This window comes from Aeromonas sp. QDB68 (assembly GCF_027707405.1).
GTDB lineage: Bacteria > Pseudomonadota > Gammaproteobacteria > Enterobacterales > Aeromonadaceae > Aeromonas > Aeromonas caviae.
This window is the reverse complement of sequence record NZ_JAPCIQ010000049.1, coordinates 15,861-29,264: the sequence shown is the minus strand read 5'-3', so window position 1 is coordinate 29,264 and position 13,404 is coordinate 15,861. Positions and strand designations below refer to the sequence as shown.

General features: G+C 63.4%; 11 protein-coding genes. 7 read left to right on the top strand and 4 right to left on the bottom strand.

What is annotated here, in order from left to right; genetic code table 11:
* Nucleotides 1–173: 173 nt before the first annotated feature.
* The gene (locus PG892_RS14305) at nt 174–1,274 is read left to right on the top strand and encodes a porin (protein ID WP_103858196.1); all 1,101 of its coding nucleotides are present in this window, start codon (nt 174–176) and stop codon (nt 1,272–1,274) included.
* Between the two features lie 335 nt (nt 1,275–1,609).
* Nucleotides 1,610–2,554 carry a chemotaxis protein CheV gene (locus tag PG892_RS14300; protein WP_103858195.1) on the top strand — a complete coding sequence of 315 codons (945 nt, stop codon included), beginning with the start codon at nt 1,610–1,612 and terminating at the stop codon, nt 2,552–2,554.
* 306 nt (nt 2,555–2,860) lie between these two features.
* Here the strand turns inward: PG892_RS14300 and PG892_RS14295 are convergent, their stop codons facing one another.
* The gene (locus PG892_RS14295; RefSeq protein ID WP_103858194.1) at nt 2,861–3,469 is read right to left on the bottom strand and encodes an arylesterase; all 609 of its coding nucleotides are present in this window, start codon (nt 3,467–3,469) and stop codon (nt 2,861–2,863) included.
* Nucleotides 3,470–3,526: 57 nt separating this feature from the next.
* Here PG892_RS14295 and PG892_RS14290 point away from each other — a divergent pair, with 57 nt between their 5' ends.
* Both PG892_RS14290 and PG892_RS14285 read left to right on the top strand, forming a co-directional pair.
* Complete coding sequence (locus tag PG892_RS14290) at nt 3,527–4,237, top strand: ABC transporter ATP-binding protein (RefSeq protein WP_042016058.1); 711 nt, start codon at nt 3,527–3,529, stop codon at nt 4,235–4,237.
* Between the two features lie 64 nt (nt 4,238–4,301).
* A complete protein-coding gene (locus PG892_RS14285; RefSeq protein WP_103858202.1) occupies nt 4,302–6,743 on the top strand; it encodes an ABC transporter permease in 2,442 nt (813 codons plus the stop codon).
* Between the two features lie 42 nt (nt 6,744–6,785).
* Here PG892_RS14285 and PG892_RS14280 read toward each other — a convergent pair whose 3' ends face one another.
* Nucleotides 6,786–7,691, bottom strand: a complete 906-nt coding sequence (locus tag PG892_RS14280; RefSeq protein WP_052815202.1) for a TIGR01777 family oxidoreductase — start codon at nt 7,689–7,691, stop codon at nt 6,786–6,788.
* Nucleotides 7,692–7,937: 246 nt separating this feature from the next.
* Between PG892_RS14280 and PG892_RS14275 the strand changes: the two genes are divergently transcribed.
* A complete protein-coding gene (locus tag PG892_RS14275; protein WP_039040184.1) occupies nt 7,938–9,479 on the top strand; it encodes an EAL domain-containing protein in 1,542 nt (513 codons plus the stop codon).
* Between the two features lie 63 nt (nt 9,480–9,542).
* Here the strand turns inward: PG892_RS14275 and PG892_RS14270 are convergent, their stop codons facing one another.
* Nucleotides 9,543–10,724 carry an aminotransferase-like domain-containing protein gene (locus tag PG892_RS14270; RefSeq protein ID WP_041212430.1) on the bottom strand — a complete coding sequence of 394 codons (1,182 nt, stop codon included), beginning with the start codon at nt 10,722–10,724 and terminating at the stop codon, nt 9,543–9,545.
* A 199-nt stretch (nt 10,725–10,923) separates the two neighbouring features.
* Nucleotides 10,924–11,991, bottom strand: a complete 1,068-nt coding sequence (locus tag PG892_RS14265) for a M28 family metallopeptidase (RefSeq protein ID WP_103858193.1) — start codon at nt 11,989–11,991, stop codon at nt 10,924–10,926.
* Between the two features lie 260 nt (nt 11,992–12,251).
* On the opposite strand from PG892_RS14265, the gene trmB reads away from it, so the two are divergent.
* Together trmB and PG892_RS14255 are read left to right on the top strand one after the other, a co-directional pair.
* Nucleotides 12,252–12,965 (top strand): tRNA (guanosine(46)-N7)-methyltransferase TrmB, encoded by a 714-nt coding sequence (trmB, locus tag PG892_RS14260; protein WP_010675501.1) that lies wholly within the window; start codon nt 12,252–12,254, stop codon nt 12,963–12,965.
* A gap of 26 nt (nt 12,966–12,991) precedes the next feature.
* Complete coding sequence (locus PG892_RS14255) at nt 12,992–13,324, top strand: YggL family protein (RefSeq protein WP_039040181.1); 333 nt, start codon at nt 12,992–12,994, stop codon at nt 13,322–13,324.
* The last annotated feature ends 80 nt before the right edge of the window (nt 13,325–13,404 follow it).

Below are 13,404 nucleotides of genomic sequence, written 5' to 3'. Positions count from 1 at the left end.
GCGCGAGCAGCTATCACCCAGTAATGGGAATCCCCCTCCTGTGACGCGAAGCGCTAAGGTGGGGGAGGATGTCAACAAGGTTTCCGGATCTACCTTAGGCCATCGGCACATCAACCGATCATCACGACCGAACTCTGGTCTGACAGAGAGTGCTTACACCTGAGGAAAGAACAATGAAAAAGACAGCATTGACGATGGCCATCTCCAGCCTGCTGCTGGCCGGTGGTGCACAGGCCGCCAACGTTTACGATCAGAATGGTACCAAACTGGACATCGGCGGCCGCGTCAACGGCATGTACTACGGCACCGATGACAACGCCACCGAAGGCGATGCCAGCTACCTGCGTCTGCACATCGCAGGTGAAACCAAGGTTGACGAGGATCTGACCGCGTTCGGCTTCGCCGAGTACAACCTGCCGGTCTCCGGTTCTGACAACGACGAGCTGCGTTACGCCTATGCGGGCATCAAGCACGATCGCTTCGGTGCCTTCAGCTACGGCCGCCAGGACGGTCTGTTCACCAAGGCGGTGAACAACTACACCGACGTGCTGCCGGAGTGGGGTGGTGATGGTCTGGGCAAGGACACCGAGGTGTTCGGCACCGGTCGTACCAACGGCCTGGCCCAGTACATGTACAACTGGCAGGGGCTGACCCTGGGTGCCCAGTTCACCGGCAACAACGACCCGCAGAACGCGAGCCGCAGCGAGCGCGTCGGCCCGAACAGCACCTGGAGCCCGAAAGGTTCTTCCGAGGGGTATGCCCTCTCTGCCAACTATTACTTCAACATGGGCCTGAGCCTGGGTGCCGCCTACAACCAGGCTGGCAAGACCGACGAGCAGGCCGAGAACGTGAGCTTCGGCGGCGACAACGACGCCAAGCTGTTCGGGGTGGGCGCCAAGTATGCCGTCGGCAACCTCTACATGGCCGCCACCTACTCCCACGGTGAAGATCACCTCTTCGTGGACACCGGCTCCATGCGCGGTTACGCCGAGAAGATGGATGGCTACGAAGCGGTCGTGCAGTACAACATCACGCCGAAGTTCAAGCCCTCTCTGGCCTACCTGCGTACCGACGTGAAGGACAGCGCTCACGGCATCGATGACACCGCGACCGAATACGTCTCCGTGGGTGCCTGGTACAACTTCACCGACAACTTCAATGCCTACGTGGACTACAAGATCAACCTGCTGGACGAAGTGGGTTCCACCGGCAAGAACAGCCTGAACAAGTCCACCGACGACATCGTCGCCGTGGCCCTGCAGTACAACTTCTAAGTCGTCCCAGACGCACTGCACATCCCAGGACCGGCCCATGTGGCCGGTCTTTTCGTTGCTGGCGGACCGCGCTGGATGACAAGAGCGGCACGCCGGGGTTCAGCAATGGCCCCGTGTGGTCGATACCCTTGTTGTCGGGGCCGGTGCGTGGCTGTGCTTGCCATGAGGCAGTGATGGGGCGATGATCACGCCCCGTGGTCAAGATCCTATCTTTCCTCGACGCTTTTCATTATTTCTATATAGGCTTGCGTTGTCCCGACAGGGAAAGCGGGGCTGGTTGGCATGTCGCAGCTCCGGTGCGGGGCAATTTCGGGAAATGGACGTAAGGGCGTTATATGGCGAGCATATTGGATTCAGTGGATCAACGTACCCAGCTTGTAGGGGAGAATCGCCTGGAACTGCTGATGTTCCGTTTGGGTGCCCAGCAACTGTTTGCGATCAACGTCTTCAAGGTGCGGGAAGTGGTCAAGCTGCCCCATCTGAACAAGATGCCGGGGTCCCACCACAACATCAGCGGCGTCGCCAACATTCGCGGCGTCTCCATCCCCGTCATCAACCTGCGCGGTGCCATCGGGATGCGTCCCATGGTCATCGATCAGGAGTCCAACCTCATCATCACCGAGTACAACCGCACCATTCAGGGATTCCTGGTGGGGCAGGTGGCCCACATCGTCAACATGACCTGGAAGGACATACTGCCGCCGCCCCGTTCGGCGGGTCGTGCCAACTACCTCACCGCCATTACCCGCATCCCGGAAGGGGGGGTCGACCAGATTGTCGAGATCATCGACGTGGAGAAGGTGCTGGCGGAGATCATCACCTATGACGTGCGCATCTCGTCCGAGGTGCTGGACGAGGAGATCCTGCCCCAGATGCAGGGACGCCGGGTGCTCATCGTCGATGACTCCAGCACGGCCCGCAACCAGGTGCGCGAGACCCTCGCCCAGCTCGGGCTCGAGGTCATCGAGTGCCAGGACGGCTTGCAGGCCCTCAAGTTGCTCAAGGGGTGGTGCGATGCGGGCAAGAAGGTGACCGACGAGATCATGCTGATGATCACGGACGCCGAGATGCCGGAGATGGATGGTTATCGCCTGACTCACGAGGTGCGCAGCGATCCGCGCATGTCCGATCTCTTCATCACCCTCAATACCTCCCTGAGCGGCAACTTCAACGAGGCCATGGTCAAGAAGGTGGGGTGTGATCGCTTCATCTCCAAATTCCAGCCCGACTTGCTGGTGGACGTGGCACAGCAGCGGATGCGGCAGATCCTGGGCCGTTGAACCCGGCACGCCGAACCATGAAAAAGCCCCCGCCATGCGGGCAATGCTGTTCACTTAAGAGAATTTGAGTTCCAGTCCACGTAGTATCAGGACAAAAAAGCGAGGGAGGCATGATGCCTCCCTCTTTCTATTGCAAGCCCCGCTGGATAAAGGCTGGAGGAAGATCGACTGGACACAGCCTTGCCCCCTCAACTCAAATCCAATTTATGAATAATCAGTCAAAAAAGTGCTTATCTGAACAGCATTGCCCGCCATGCGGGGGCTTTTTGCTGGGCAAGGGGAAGGGCCAGGGGCCCGGCCACCGGGCTACTGAGTCAGCAGAGGCTCGACAAAGCGGGCGACCTTGTCGCGGATCCGGGGCTGGGCGGTGGCCGTCGGGTGCAGTCCATCGTTCATCATGAGTTCAGGGCGCAGCACAATATCATCCAGAAAGAAGGGCATCAGCGGTAGGTCGTTGGCCTTCGCAAGATCCGGGAAGATCTGCTCGAACTGTTGCAGATAGCGCGCCCCATAGTTGCGGGGCAGCAGGATCTGGGTCAGCACCGTCTTCGCCTGGTGCGCCCGGGCGAGCTCGATCATCTTGGTCAGGTTGGCCCGGGTGATGGCGGGAGCAAAGCCCCGCAGCCCGTCGTTGGCGCCGAGTTCGATCAACACCCAGTCCGGTTTGTGGGTTTCGAGCAGAGCGGGCAGGCGGGCCAGGCCGCCCTGGGTCGTTTCACCGCTGATGCTGGCATTGATGAGGGTGTGTTCTCCCCCCTGCTGCTGCCACTTTTCATTGAGCAGGGCAGGCCAGCTCTGTTCGGCCTGCATCTGGTAGCCGGCACTCAGGCTGTCGCCCAGTACCAGCAGGGTCTGGGCCTGGACGGACGCTGCCCAGCAGCACAGGCAACTCACGGCAAACAAGAGACGCATCATGCAGTCAACTCCCACGTTCTATTGTCATTACAGGTTCAGGCAAACAGGATACCCAAGATGAGTTCAACGCCCATTATCGCCGTCAGGGGGCTCGGTAAAACCGTTCGCCTCGGTCAGGAAAGCCTCACCATCCTTGAAGGGATCGATCTGCAAGTCAATACCGGCGAGACGCTGGCGCTGGTCGGTGCGTCCGGTTCCGGCAAGTCCACCCTGCTCGGTTTGCTGGCCGGTCTCGATCTGCCGAGCAGCGGCGAGATAGAGATCCTCGGCCACTCCCTCACCCGGCTGGACGAGGAGGGACGCGCCAGGCTGCGGGCCGAGCAGGTGGGGTTCGTGTTCCAGTCGTTCCTGCTGCTGCCCACCCTGAGCGCCCTGGAAAACGTCATGTTGCCGGCCGAGCTGCGGGGGGAGACCGACAGCGAGCCCCGTGCCCGGGAGCTGCTGGCCCAGGTCGGTCTGGGAGAGCGGTTGCACCACCTACCGCCGCGCCTCTCCGGCGGCGAGCAGCAGCGGGTCGCCATTGCCCGTGCCTTCATGACCCGCCCCAGCCTGCTGCTGGCGGACGAGCCCACCGGCAACCTCGACAGCAAGACAGGGGAGACGGTGATCGAACTGCTGTTTCGTCTCAACCGCGAGCACAACACCACCCTGGTGGTGGTGACCCATGACCATGAGCTGGCCCAGCGCTGCCAGCGGCAGCTGGTGATGTCAGCCGGGCGGCTGGAGGCACAGGCTGTCATGGCGGCCAGGGTGGGAGAGCTGTCATGAGTCAGTGGAGACAGAGCTGCACCAGGGGATCGTTGGCAGCAGCATGGACGGTGAGGGAGGCGTCATGAGTCAGTGGCGACTGGGATTGAAGCTGCTGCGCCGGGAAGGGTTCAGCGGCGAGCTGCGCTGGTTTGTGCTGGCGCTGGCGCTGAGCGTCGCCTGCGTGCTCAGCGTGGCTCTGGTGGCGGATCGGCTGGACGTGGGGCTCAAGGCCTCCGGGCGGGATTTCATCGGAGGGGACAGGGTGCTGCGCTCCGCGACGCCGGCACCGGCAGAGTGGCTGGCGCAGGCGCATCAGGAGGGGCTGGCCGTGCAGACCACGGTCAGCTTCAACAGCATGCTGTTTCACGGTGATACCCTGCAACTGGCCTCCATCCGCGCCGTGCCCGGGGATTTTCCCTTCTACGGCAAGCTGGAGCTCACTCCCCAGCGCGCCCCGGCGCCCGGCGAGATCTGGCTCTCCGCCAGGGTGATGCAACTGCTCGGCGCCAAGGTGGGGGAGGCACTCGAGGTCGGCAACACCCGGCTGACGGTGGCAGGGGAGCTGGGCCAGGAGCCGGATCAGGGGTTCAGCCCCTTCCAGATGGCGCCAAGGGCCTTGATCCACAGCGCCGATATCGAGGCGACCGGGGCCCTGCTGCCGGGCAGTCGCCAGCAGTGGCGCTATCTCGTCAAGGGGCCCCGTGACGCCATCGCCCGCTATGAGGCCTGGCTCAACACCAGGCTGAGCGCCGGGCAGAAGCTCGTCAAACCCGACGATCAGGGTACCCAGGTGGGGAAATCCCTGGGCAATGCCGAGCGCTTCTTCCGTCTGGCATCCCTTGCCGGCGTGCTGCTCGGCGCCCTGGCCATGGGGATAGCGGTGCGCCATTTCGCCGAGCGCCAGACCAACATGGTGGCCCTGCTCAAGACCCTGGGGGCCTCGCGGCGCACCCTGTGGCAACTGATGGGCACCCTGCTGTTCTCCCTGACCCTGGTGGGGGCCCTGATGGGGCTGGTGGCGGGCAGCGCCATGCAGTGGCTGACCCTGAACCTGCTGGGGGATCTGCTGCCTGCGGATCTGCCGCCCCCCTCCTGGCGACCCTTCGCCCTGGGCCTTGCGGTCGCCTTCTTCATCACCCTGATGCTGGCGTTCGTCCCCTTCCTGAGGCTGCTCAAGGTACCGCCGCTGCGGGTGCTGCGCCGGGAGCTGGAGGCGGGGATCCCTCCCTGGCTGACGGTGCCCGTGGGGCTCATCGGGCTGTTTGCCCTGGTGTGGGGCTTTACCGCCGACATCAGGCTGGCCTGCGGGCTCATCGGCGGCATGGGGGTGTTGATGGCGCTGCTGGCCCTGCTCGCCTCCGTGCTGCTGCGTCTTGGCAGTCGGCTCAAGGGGCCCCATGCCCTGCGCCTGGCCATCAATCACCTCTCCCGTGAGCGGGGCAGTGGTCTGTTCCAGCTGGCGGGTTTCGCCCTGGCCCTGATGCTGTTCGGGCTGCTGTGGGCGGCGCGGGTCGATCTGCTGGAGGATTTTTCCACCCGGTTGCCTGCCGACGCCCCGAACCGCTTCCTGGTCAATGTGGCGGACAGCGAGCGGGAAGGGATCCTGGCCGATCTGCACCGGGCCGGGGCCATCACCTCGGACTTCTACCCCATGGTGCGCGGGCGCCTGACCCGTATCGCTGGTGAGGCAGTGGGGGAGGATGCGGCGCGGGAGGGGGTGGACAGAGAGCTCAACTTCACCACCACATCGGCCCTGCCCGCCGACAACAAGGTCACTGCCGGTCAATGGCTGGCCGGCAAGGGGGAGGTCTCCGTCGATGAGGCGCTGGCGGGACGGCTCGGCATCGCGCTCGGAGACGTGCTCGGCTTCACCATAGAGGGGCGGGCGTTCGAGGCCAGGGTGACCAGCCTGAGGTCCATCAAGTGGGACAACATGAGGCCGAACTTCTACATGATCTTCTCGCCGGACGTGCTGGCCCCCTTCTCCCAGACCTGGCTCGGCAGCTATCGTCTGCCGCCTGAGGGGCGAGGGGCAGAGGTGGAACTCATCCGCCGCCACCCCACGGTGAGCCTCATCGATGTGGAGGATCTGATAGGCCGCCTCACCCTGGTCTCCGATCAGGTGAGCCGCGCCCTGGGGTTGATGCTCGGGCTGGTGACGGTAGCCGCCCTGCTGGTGCTGCTGACCCAGACCCAGGCCGGCATGGCCCATCGGCGCCGGGAGCTGCTGCTGATGCGCACCTTGGGGGCGGGCAGCGCCCTGCTCGAGAAGATGCTGCGCTGGGAGCTGGTGGCGAGCGGTGCCCTGGCAGGGCTCTGCGCCGCCATGGTGGTGGAGCTCTGCTCCTTCGGTCTGCAGTGGTGGTGGGAGGGAGCGCAGTGGCAGTTCCACTGGGCCATCTGGGCTGCACTCCCCCTGCTTGGGGCCGTGCTGGTGACCCTGGCTGGACAGGGCATGCGCCGCCAACTGCTGGCGGGTACCCTGAGCGACCGGCTCAGGGGACTGGGGCAGGGGCTGCTCTGATGGCTCGACACATCCCGACCTCGGTCGGGATGTGTCATTGGGTCAACGGGGTGAGTGCAGCAGATTGTCCAGAGCGCCGGGCAGGGCCGAGAAGCTGAAGTGAAAACCGGCCTGCTGCAAGCGGGCGGGCAGCACGTGCTGTCCGGTGAGCAGCAGATCCGCCGCCTCTCCCATCAGGAGTCGCAGGAGGGGTGCCGGTACGAAGAAGAGGTGCGGTCGATGGAGCGTGGCGGCCAGGGTCTCGCTGAACCGGCGATTGCTGACCGGTTGCGGGGCCGTGCCGTTGAAGATGCCGTCACACTCGCCGTGCTCGATGAGAAACAGCATGGCCCGCACCAGATCCTGCACGTGGATCCAGCTCATCATCTGGGTGCCGCTGCCCATGGGGCCGCCGAGGCCGAGGCGGTAAGGGGGCAGCATCCTGGGCAAGGCGCCCCCCTCCATGCCGAGTACCAGGCCGATGCGCAGGATGCAGACCCGGGTCTGGGCCGAGCGGGCCTGCTGGGCAAGCTGCTCCCACTGCTGACAGAGACGGTGGGTGAATTCGTCGTGAGGGCTCTGGCATGTTTCATCCAGAGGAGCGTCATCCTGGCGGCCATACCAGCCGATGGCGGAGGCATTGAGCAGCAATCTGGGGGGCGTGCTGGATAGTTTGACGAGATCCACCAGCTGTTCGGTCAGCAGCCAGCGGCTGTTGCAGAGCAACTGCTTGCGGGACTCGCTCCAGCGTCCGGCGGCGATGGGTTCGCCGGCCAGGTTGATGACGATGTCCACGTCATTGAGGTGATCCAGCCTGTCCAGGCTGTCCAGCAGGGTGACATCGTGGCCGAGCAGCTCGTAGGCCCGGCTGCCCTGGCGGGTCAGCACGACTACTTCGTGCGCCACCTTGAGGTGTGCCACCAGACGGCGGCCGATAAACCCCGTGCCCCCCGTGATCAGTATCTTCATGTCCTGCCTCCCTGACGCTCTAGGGTCTACTCTAGAGCCTGGGTGCCCGATGGACAAGCTCCTGTTTTTATGAGCATTATGATTTTTGTCTCCCAAGACGCCGCCCCCTTTGTCCACGGGGTTGCCGGGTGTTGCGACCACGGGGGGGCGCCGTGGCGCGGCGGTATCAGGGGCTCATTCCGGCTTGCCAAACGGGCGCCAGCGGGTAAACTCGAGCGCTTTTTCGCCATGTTCATGAGGGCCGTTATGCCATTTCGACGTTTGAAGGTGCGTCAATTCTATGTCCGGCTGCTCTGTGCCTTGCTGGCCGGTCTGTTGCCCATGCTCCTTGGGCTCGTCATCGTCATCTGGCAGACCGCCACCGGCGTGAAACAGGATGCGGTGGCGCGCCTGGAACATGCCAGGGTCATGTTCGACCGCACTCTGGACAATGCCCAGTTGGCGGCGTCGGCCCTCACCGGCAGCCTGGGCAGGCCCTGTCTCGAGGTGGTGCAGGGGCTCAGGGATCAGGTGGCCACGGTGCCGGATGTGCGCAGCGTCAACCTGGCCAGGGGGGATCGGATCTACTGCTCTTCCCTCTATGGCCCGGTCGATGGCGGCATCAAGCTGGATGACTATGTCGGGGGCAGGCTCGACCTGATGAAGGGCAACCCGGTCACCCCGAATCGCCCCCTCATCGCCTACCGGGAAGAGGTGGGCGAGTTCAGCGTGCTGGTGGGGGTCGACGGCTACTACCTGCTCAACATCCTGGACATGCTGAGCCGCAACTCCCCACTGGGGCTGGTGGTCGGCAACGAGATGCTGCTGCGAAACAGCGAACTCACCGACAAGCTGATCCCCAAGGATCGCAATGGCTATCTCGAACAGGTCTCGACCAGGTACCCGTTCAAGGTAGTGACCACGGTGTCGGTGGATGAGTACCGTGCCCACATCTGGGACTACTCCAAGGTGGGCGTCATTATTTATCCTCTGCTGAGCCTGCTGCTCGGGGTGGCGGTCTTCTGGCTGATGGGCCGTTCGACTTCGCCGGCCCAGGAGCTGAAACGGGCACTGTCCCAGCAGGAGTTCATCCCCTATCTGCAACCCGTGGTGAACGGGGAGGACGGCCAATGGAGCGGTTGCGAGGTGCTGATGCGCTGGCAACACCCCCGTCAGGGGATGATCTCGCCGGATCGCTTCATTCCCCTGGCAGAGGACAGTGGCCTCATCGTGCCCATGACCCGGCTGTTGATGGCGCAGGTGCGCGAACAGTTTGCGGGCAAGGCGCACCATCTGCCGCGAGGGTTCCACTTCGGCTTCAACATCAGCGCCAGCCACTGCAAGGATCTGAGCCTGGTGGAAGATTGCCGGGATTTCATCAACGCCTTCAAGGGGAATCCCATCAAGCTGGTGCTGGAGCTGACCGAGCGCGAGCTCATCGTGGCGGACGAGACGACGGACCGGCTCTTTGCCGAGCTCCATGCCCTCGGGGTCTTCATCGCCATCGACGATTTCGGCACCGGCCACTCCAGCCTGACCTACCTGCAGACCTTCCAGGTCGACTTCCTCAAGATCGATCAGAGCTTCGTCGGCATGATTGGGTCGGACGCGCTCTCCAGCCACATCGTGGAGAACGTCATCGATCTGGCGACCCGGCTCGGTCTGCAACTGGTGGCGGAAGGGGTGGAGAATCAGGTGCAGGCCGACTATCTGAAGGCCCGCGAGGTGACCTTCCTGCAGGGCTACCTGTTTGGCAGGCCCATGCCCATGAAGGAGTTTGTCAGCCAGCTGGCCGGCCAGGGGCGCTGAGGGGAAAGCGCGAGGCAAAAAAAACCAGCGACCGGGTCGCTGGTTTTTTTATGGCCGAATGGTTCAGAGCATGCGGGCCAGGGCGCGGCACAGACGCTGAACACCCTCTTCCGTGGTCGCCTCATCCACACAGGAGAAGCTCAGGCGCAGGGTGTTCTGGATCTCGGGGCGCACATAGAAGGGGGCGCCGGGCACGAAGGCCACCTTCTCCTTGATGGCCTCGTCGAACAGGGCCATGGCACTGACGCTGGGCGGCAGGGTCAGCCAGAGGAACATGCCCCCTTCGGGACGGGTGTAGCTGACGCCGGGCGGACAGTGGCGGGCGAGGGCGGCTTCCATGGCGGCACGCTGGCGACCATAGACCTCCTTGATCTTCTCCAGGTGAGCGTCGAGGGAGTTGTCGGTCAGGAAGCGGTGCAGCACCTGTTGGCTGAAGGCGTTGCTGTGCAGGTCGGTGGCCTGCTTGGCGATGGTGACCTTCTTGCGCAGCCAGTCCGGCACCACCATCCAGCCCAGGCGGAAGGCGGGTACCACCGTCTTGGAGAAGGACCCGAGCAGCACGGTGTTGTGGGGGGCCAGCTTGGCGATGGGGGGCAGGTGCTCCCCTTCGAATCGCAGCTCGCCGTAGGGGTCGTCTTCCACCATCAGCAGATCGTGGCGCACCAGGCGCTCCGCCAGGGCTTCCCGGTTGGCGCGGCTGTAGGATACACCACTCGGGTTCTGGAAGTTGGGCACGCCGTAGAGCAGCCTGGCGCTGGAGCCCTGCTCCAGCAGCGCATCCAGCGCGGCCAGATCCAGCCCCTCTTCCGCCAGGGTGATGGGCTTGAAATTCGGTTGATAGACGGAGAACGCCTGGATGGCGCCAAGGTAGCCCGGCTCTTCGATGATGAGATCCTGCCCCTCGTTCACCAGCACCTTGCCCAGCAGATCCAGCGCCTGCTGGGAGCCGCTGGTGATGAGGATGTTGTCAGGATTGACGGTCATGCCGTGGCGGCTCAGGTAGCGGTCGGCGATGAACTGGCGCAGCGGGGCAAAGCCCTCGGTGGTGGCGTATTGCAGCGCGGCGGCTCCCTGCTCGCGCAGCACGTCCTGGCACGCTTGCTCGATGGCCTTGACCGGGAACAGATGGGGGTTGGGCAGGCCGCCGGCGAAGGAGATGATCTCCGGATTGGCGGCAACTTTGAGGATTTCGCGGATAAAGGAAGGCTCGACCTTCTCGAAGCGCTGGGCAAAAAACGGCTGCATAGGGTTCTCTCTGACTAGGTGGCGGTCGCTCCATTCAACCGCCAGGTTATCCGTTTGTATCAGATTTCAGAAATGAGGCAATGGCTGTCACAAAAATCCATAAAAAAGGGCAGGTTTGGCACCTGCCCGAATTTTATCGTCCCGACCCCGGTCAGGGGCGCAAAAACCCCTGTCAGGGGGGCATCGGGCGGGATGGGGGTCAGAGCCCCGGCGCCTTGAGGAAGCGGATCATCAGGTCGGTATTGGCCCCGAGCTGCTGCTCGATCCGGCCCGGGAAGAGCTCGGCCATCTTGTCGAGGCGATCATGCTCCGTGTGCCAGATCTTGCCCCACTGGGTCTCGCTGTCCCGGTCGCAGGCGCTCTTGGTGGCGTCGTCGTAGCAGTCCCACAGCGCCGGATTGGTGCTCTGGGAGTAGCCGTCATAGCCATCTTCCCCGTTGATGGTGAAGTTGGTGGCCTCCACGTAGGCGATGGGCACCCCCAGGCAGGCAAAGGGAGCATGATCGGACCAGCTGCCGGTCTCCCCTTCCGGGTAGCCGCTGTAGCTGGGGTGGATGGCGAACGGGGTGGCGGTCTGCTGGGAGATGGCCAGCAGGCGATCGCGCACCTTGGGATCGAAGCTGTAGCGGCTCGGGTCGGCGCAGTTGTACTCGGCCACGTCGGAGTGGGCCGAGTGGACATAGACGATGTCACCCCCGGCGATGGTGTCGTAGTTCACCATGGCCAGCAGCTTGGCGACGGCGTCGGTGTCGAGACTGGCGGCATAGGCTCTGGAGCCGTTGAGGCCGTTTTCCTCGGCGCCGAAGAAGGCGAAGCGCACCGTGTAGGGCAGGGTCTCTCCCTTGAGTGCCTCGGCAACTGCCAGCAGGGCGGCGACGCCGGCCCCGTTGTCGGTGGCGCCTTCGGATCCTTTCTTCTCGCCGGTGCTGTCATAGTGGGCACCGATGAGGATCACCTTGTCGCTCTGACCCTTGAGCTCGGCGACGATGTTCTGGGAGGTTCGGTCTGTGCCGCCCCGGGTGTAGGTGAATGGCTGGTTCTGCACCTCGTAACCCCAGCCGGCCAGGTGATCCTGGATCCAGGCGGCGGCGCGGGTTTCGGCCTCGGTGCCCGTGGGACGAGCGCCTATCCCTTCTGCGCCAGAGCTCAGTTGCACCAGAAACTCATGGGCCTGAGCGGCGGGGGCAGGGGGTTGGGAGTCGTTGTCAGAGGGGTTGCAACCGGCCAGCAGGGCAGGCAGGGCGAGGGCCAACAGGGTTTTCTTCATACTGCAATCCTTTGTTGTATATGGTTTTATTTTTCCGCGTCAGGATGAACCCGACGTCCGGCAGATTCTGTGAAGGGGGTGGCATTTGTCAACCTTGCCGGTGGAAGTGGGCAGTCCCGGGGGATTTGTTGTGGGAAACACTTGCGCCTTGTGCCTATCTTGGGATAATTCGCTCCCCTGTTTTTGCGAACTGATGCAATAACGAGCGATCCATTTATGTCGGCTCTGTTCCAGAGCGATGCAATAACGAGCAATTTACTATGTCTGTGACCCAAGATGTGTTTAACGAAGACGGCAAGTTCATGCGCAAGATCCGCAGCTTCGTCCGTCGCGAAGGCCGCCTGACCAAAGGGCAGGAGAAGGCCCTGGAAGAGCTCTGGCCGGTCATGGGCATCGATTTCGCACCAGAGCCGCTCGACATGGTGGCCCTGTTTGGCCGCGAGGCACCCGTGGTGCTGGAGATCGGGTTCGGCATGGGCGCCTCCCTGGTGGAGATGGCCAAGAACGCCCCCGAGAAGAACTTCATCGGCATCGAGGTGCACTCTCCTGGTGTAGGCGCCTGCCTTGGCACCGCCCAGGAGGCGGGCGTCACCAACCTGCGCGTCATCTGCCACGATGCGGTGGAAGTGTTGGAGCACATGATCCCGAACGGTTCTCTCTCCTGCCTGCAGCTCTTCTTCCCGGACCCCTGGCACAAGAGCCGCCACCACAAGCGCCGCATCGTGCAGCCTGCCTTTGCCCAGGATATCCGCCAGAAGCTTGCCATCGGTGGCGTCTTCCACATGGCCACCGACTGGGAGAACTACGCCGAGCACATGCTGGAGGTGATGAGTGCCGCCGAGGGGTACGAGAATACCTCCGCCACCGGCAACTGGGTGCCCCGTCCCGACTGGCGCCCCCTGACCAAATTCGAGCAGCGTGGCCATCGTCTGGGCCACGGTGTCTGGGATCTGATTTTCAAACGAGTCAACTGAGTCAACGTATCAACTAAGGAGCTTTCATGGCCAACCGTAGCCGCCGTCTGCGTAAGAAACTGCGCGTCGATGAATTCCAGGAAATGGGGTTCGACATCAGTTTCAACTTCCCGGTCGGCACCGCCGAAGAGACCATTGATGCCGTGGTCGATGCGCTGATCGACGAGGTGATTGAGCCTCGCAAGCTGGCCTTCGCCGGCTCGGGTCACCTGGCCTGGGAAGGGATGATCTGCACCCAGCAGCTCGGCAAGTGCACCGACGAAGACCGTTCCGCCGTTCAGACCTGGCTGCAAGGCAAAGGGCTGGAGGCCGTGGTGGTCACCGAGCTGTTCGATCTCTGGTACGGCGAGCCGGCCTGATATCTGACTGCCTCCCGGGCAGATAGAAAATCCCGCCGCCGGCGGGATTTTTGTCGGTGGGCTGGCCCCGCCTCGTTTCA

Excerpts from the sequence above, each read along its gene's own strand:
- PG892_RS14305 (WP_103858196.1), top strand. The coding sequence starts at position 174 with ATGAAAAAGACAGCATTGACGATGGCCATCTCCAGCCTGCTGCTGGCC.
- PG892_RS14300 (WP_103858195.1), top strand. The coding sequence starts at position 1,610 with ATGGCGAGCATATTGGATTCAGTGGATCAACGTACCCAGCTTGTAGGG.
- PG892_RS14295 (WP_103858194.1), bottom strand. The coding sequence starts at position 3,469 with ATGATGCGTCTCTTGTTTGCCGTGAGTTGCCTGTGCTGCTGGGCAGCG.
- PG892_RS14290 (WP_042016058.1), top strand. The coding sequence starts at position 3,527 with ATGAGTTCAACGCCCATTATCGCCGTCAGGGGGCTCGGTAAAACCGTT.
- PG892_RS14285 (WP_103858202.1), top strand. The coding sequence starts at position 4,302 with ATGAGTCAGTGGCGACTGGGATTGAAGCTGCTGCGCCGGGAAGGGTTC.
- PG892_RS14280 (WP_052815202.1), bottom strand. The coding sequence starts at position 7,691 with ATGAAGATACTGATCACGGGGGGCACGGGGTTTATCGGCCGCCGTCTG.
- PG892_RS14275 (WP_039040184.1), top strand. The coding sequence starts at position 7,938 with ATGCCATTTCGACGTTTGAAGGTGCGTCAATTCTATGTCCGGCTGCTC.
- PG892_RS14270 (WP_041212430.1), bottom strand. The coding sequence starts at position 10,724 with ATGCAGCCGTTTTTTGCCCAGCGCTTCGAGAAGGTCGAGCCTTCCTTT.
- PG892_RS14265 (WP_103858193.1), bottom strand. The coding sequence starts at position 11,991 with ATGAAGAAAACCCTGTTGGCCCTCGCCCTGCCTGCCCTGCTGGCCGGT.
- trmB (WP_010675501.1), top strand. The coding sequence starts at position 12,252 with ATGTCTGTGACCCAAGATGTGTTTAACGAAGACGGCAAGTTCATGCGC.
- PG892_RS14255 (WP_039040181.1), top strand. The coding sequence starts at position 12,992 with ATGGCCAACCGTAGCCGCCGTCTGCGTAAGAAACTGCGCGTCGATGAA.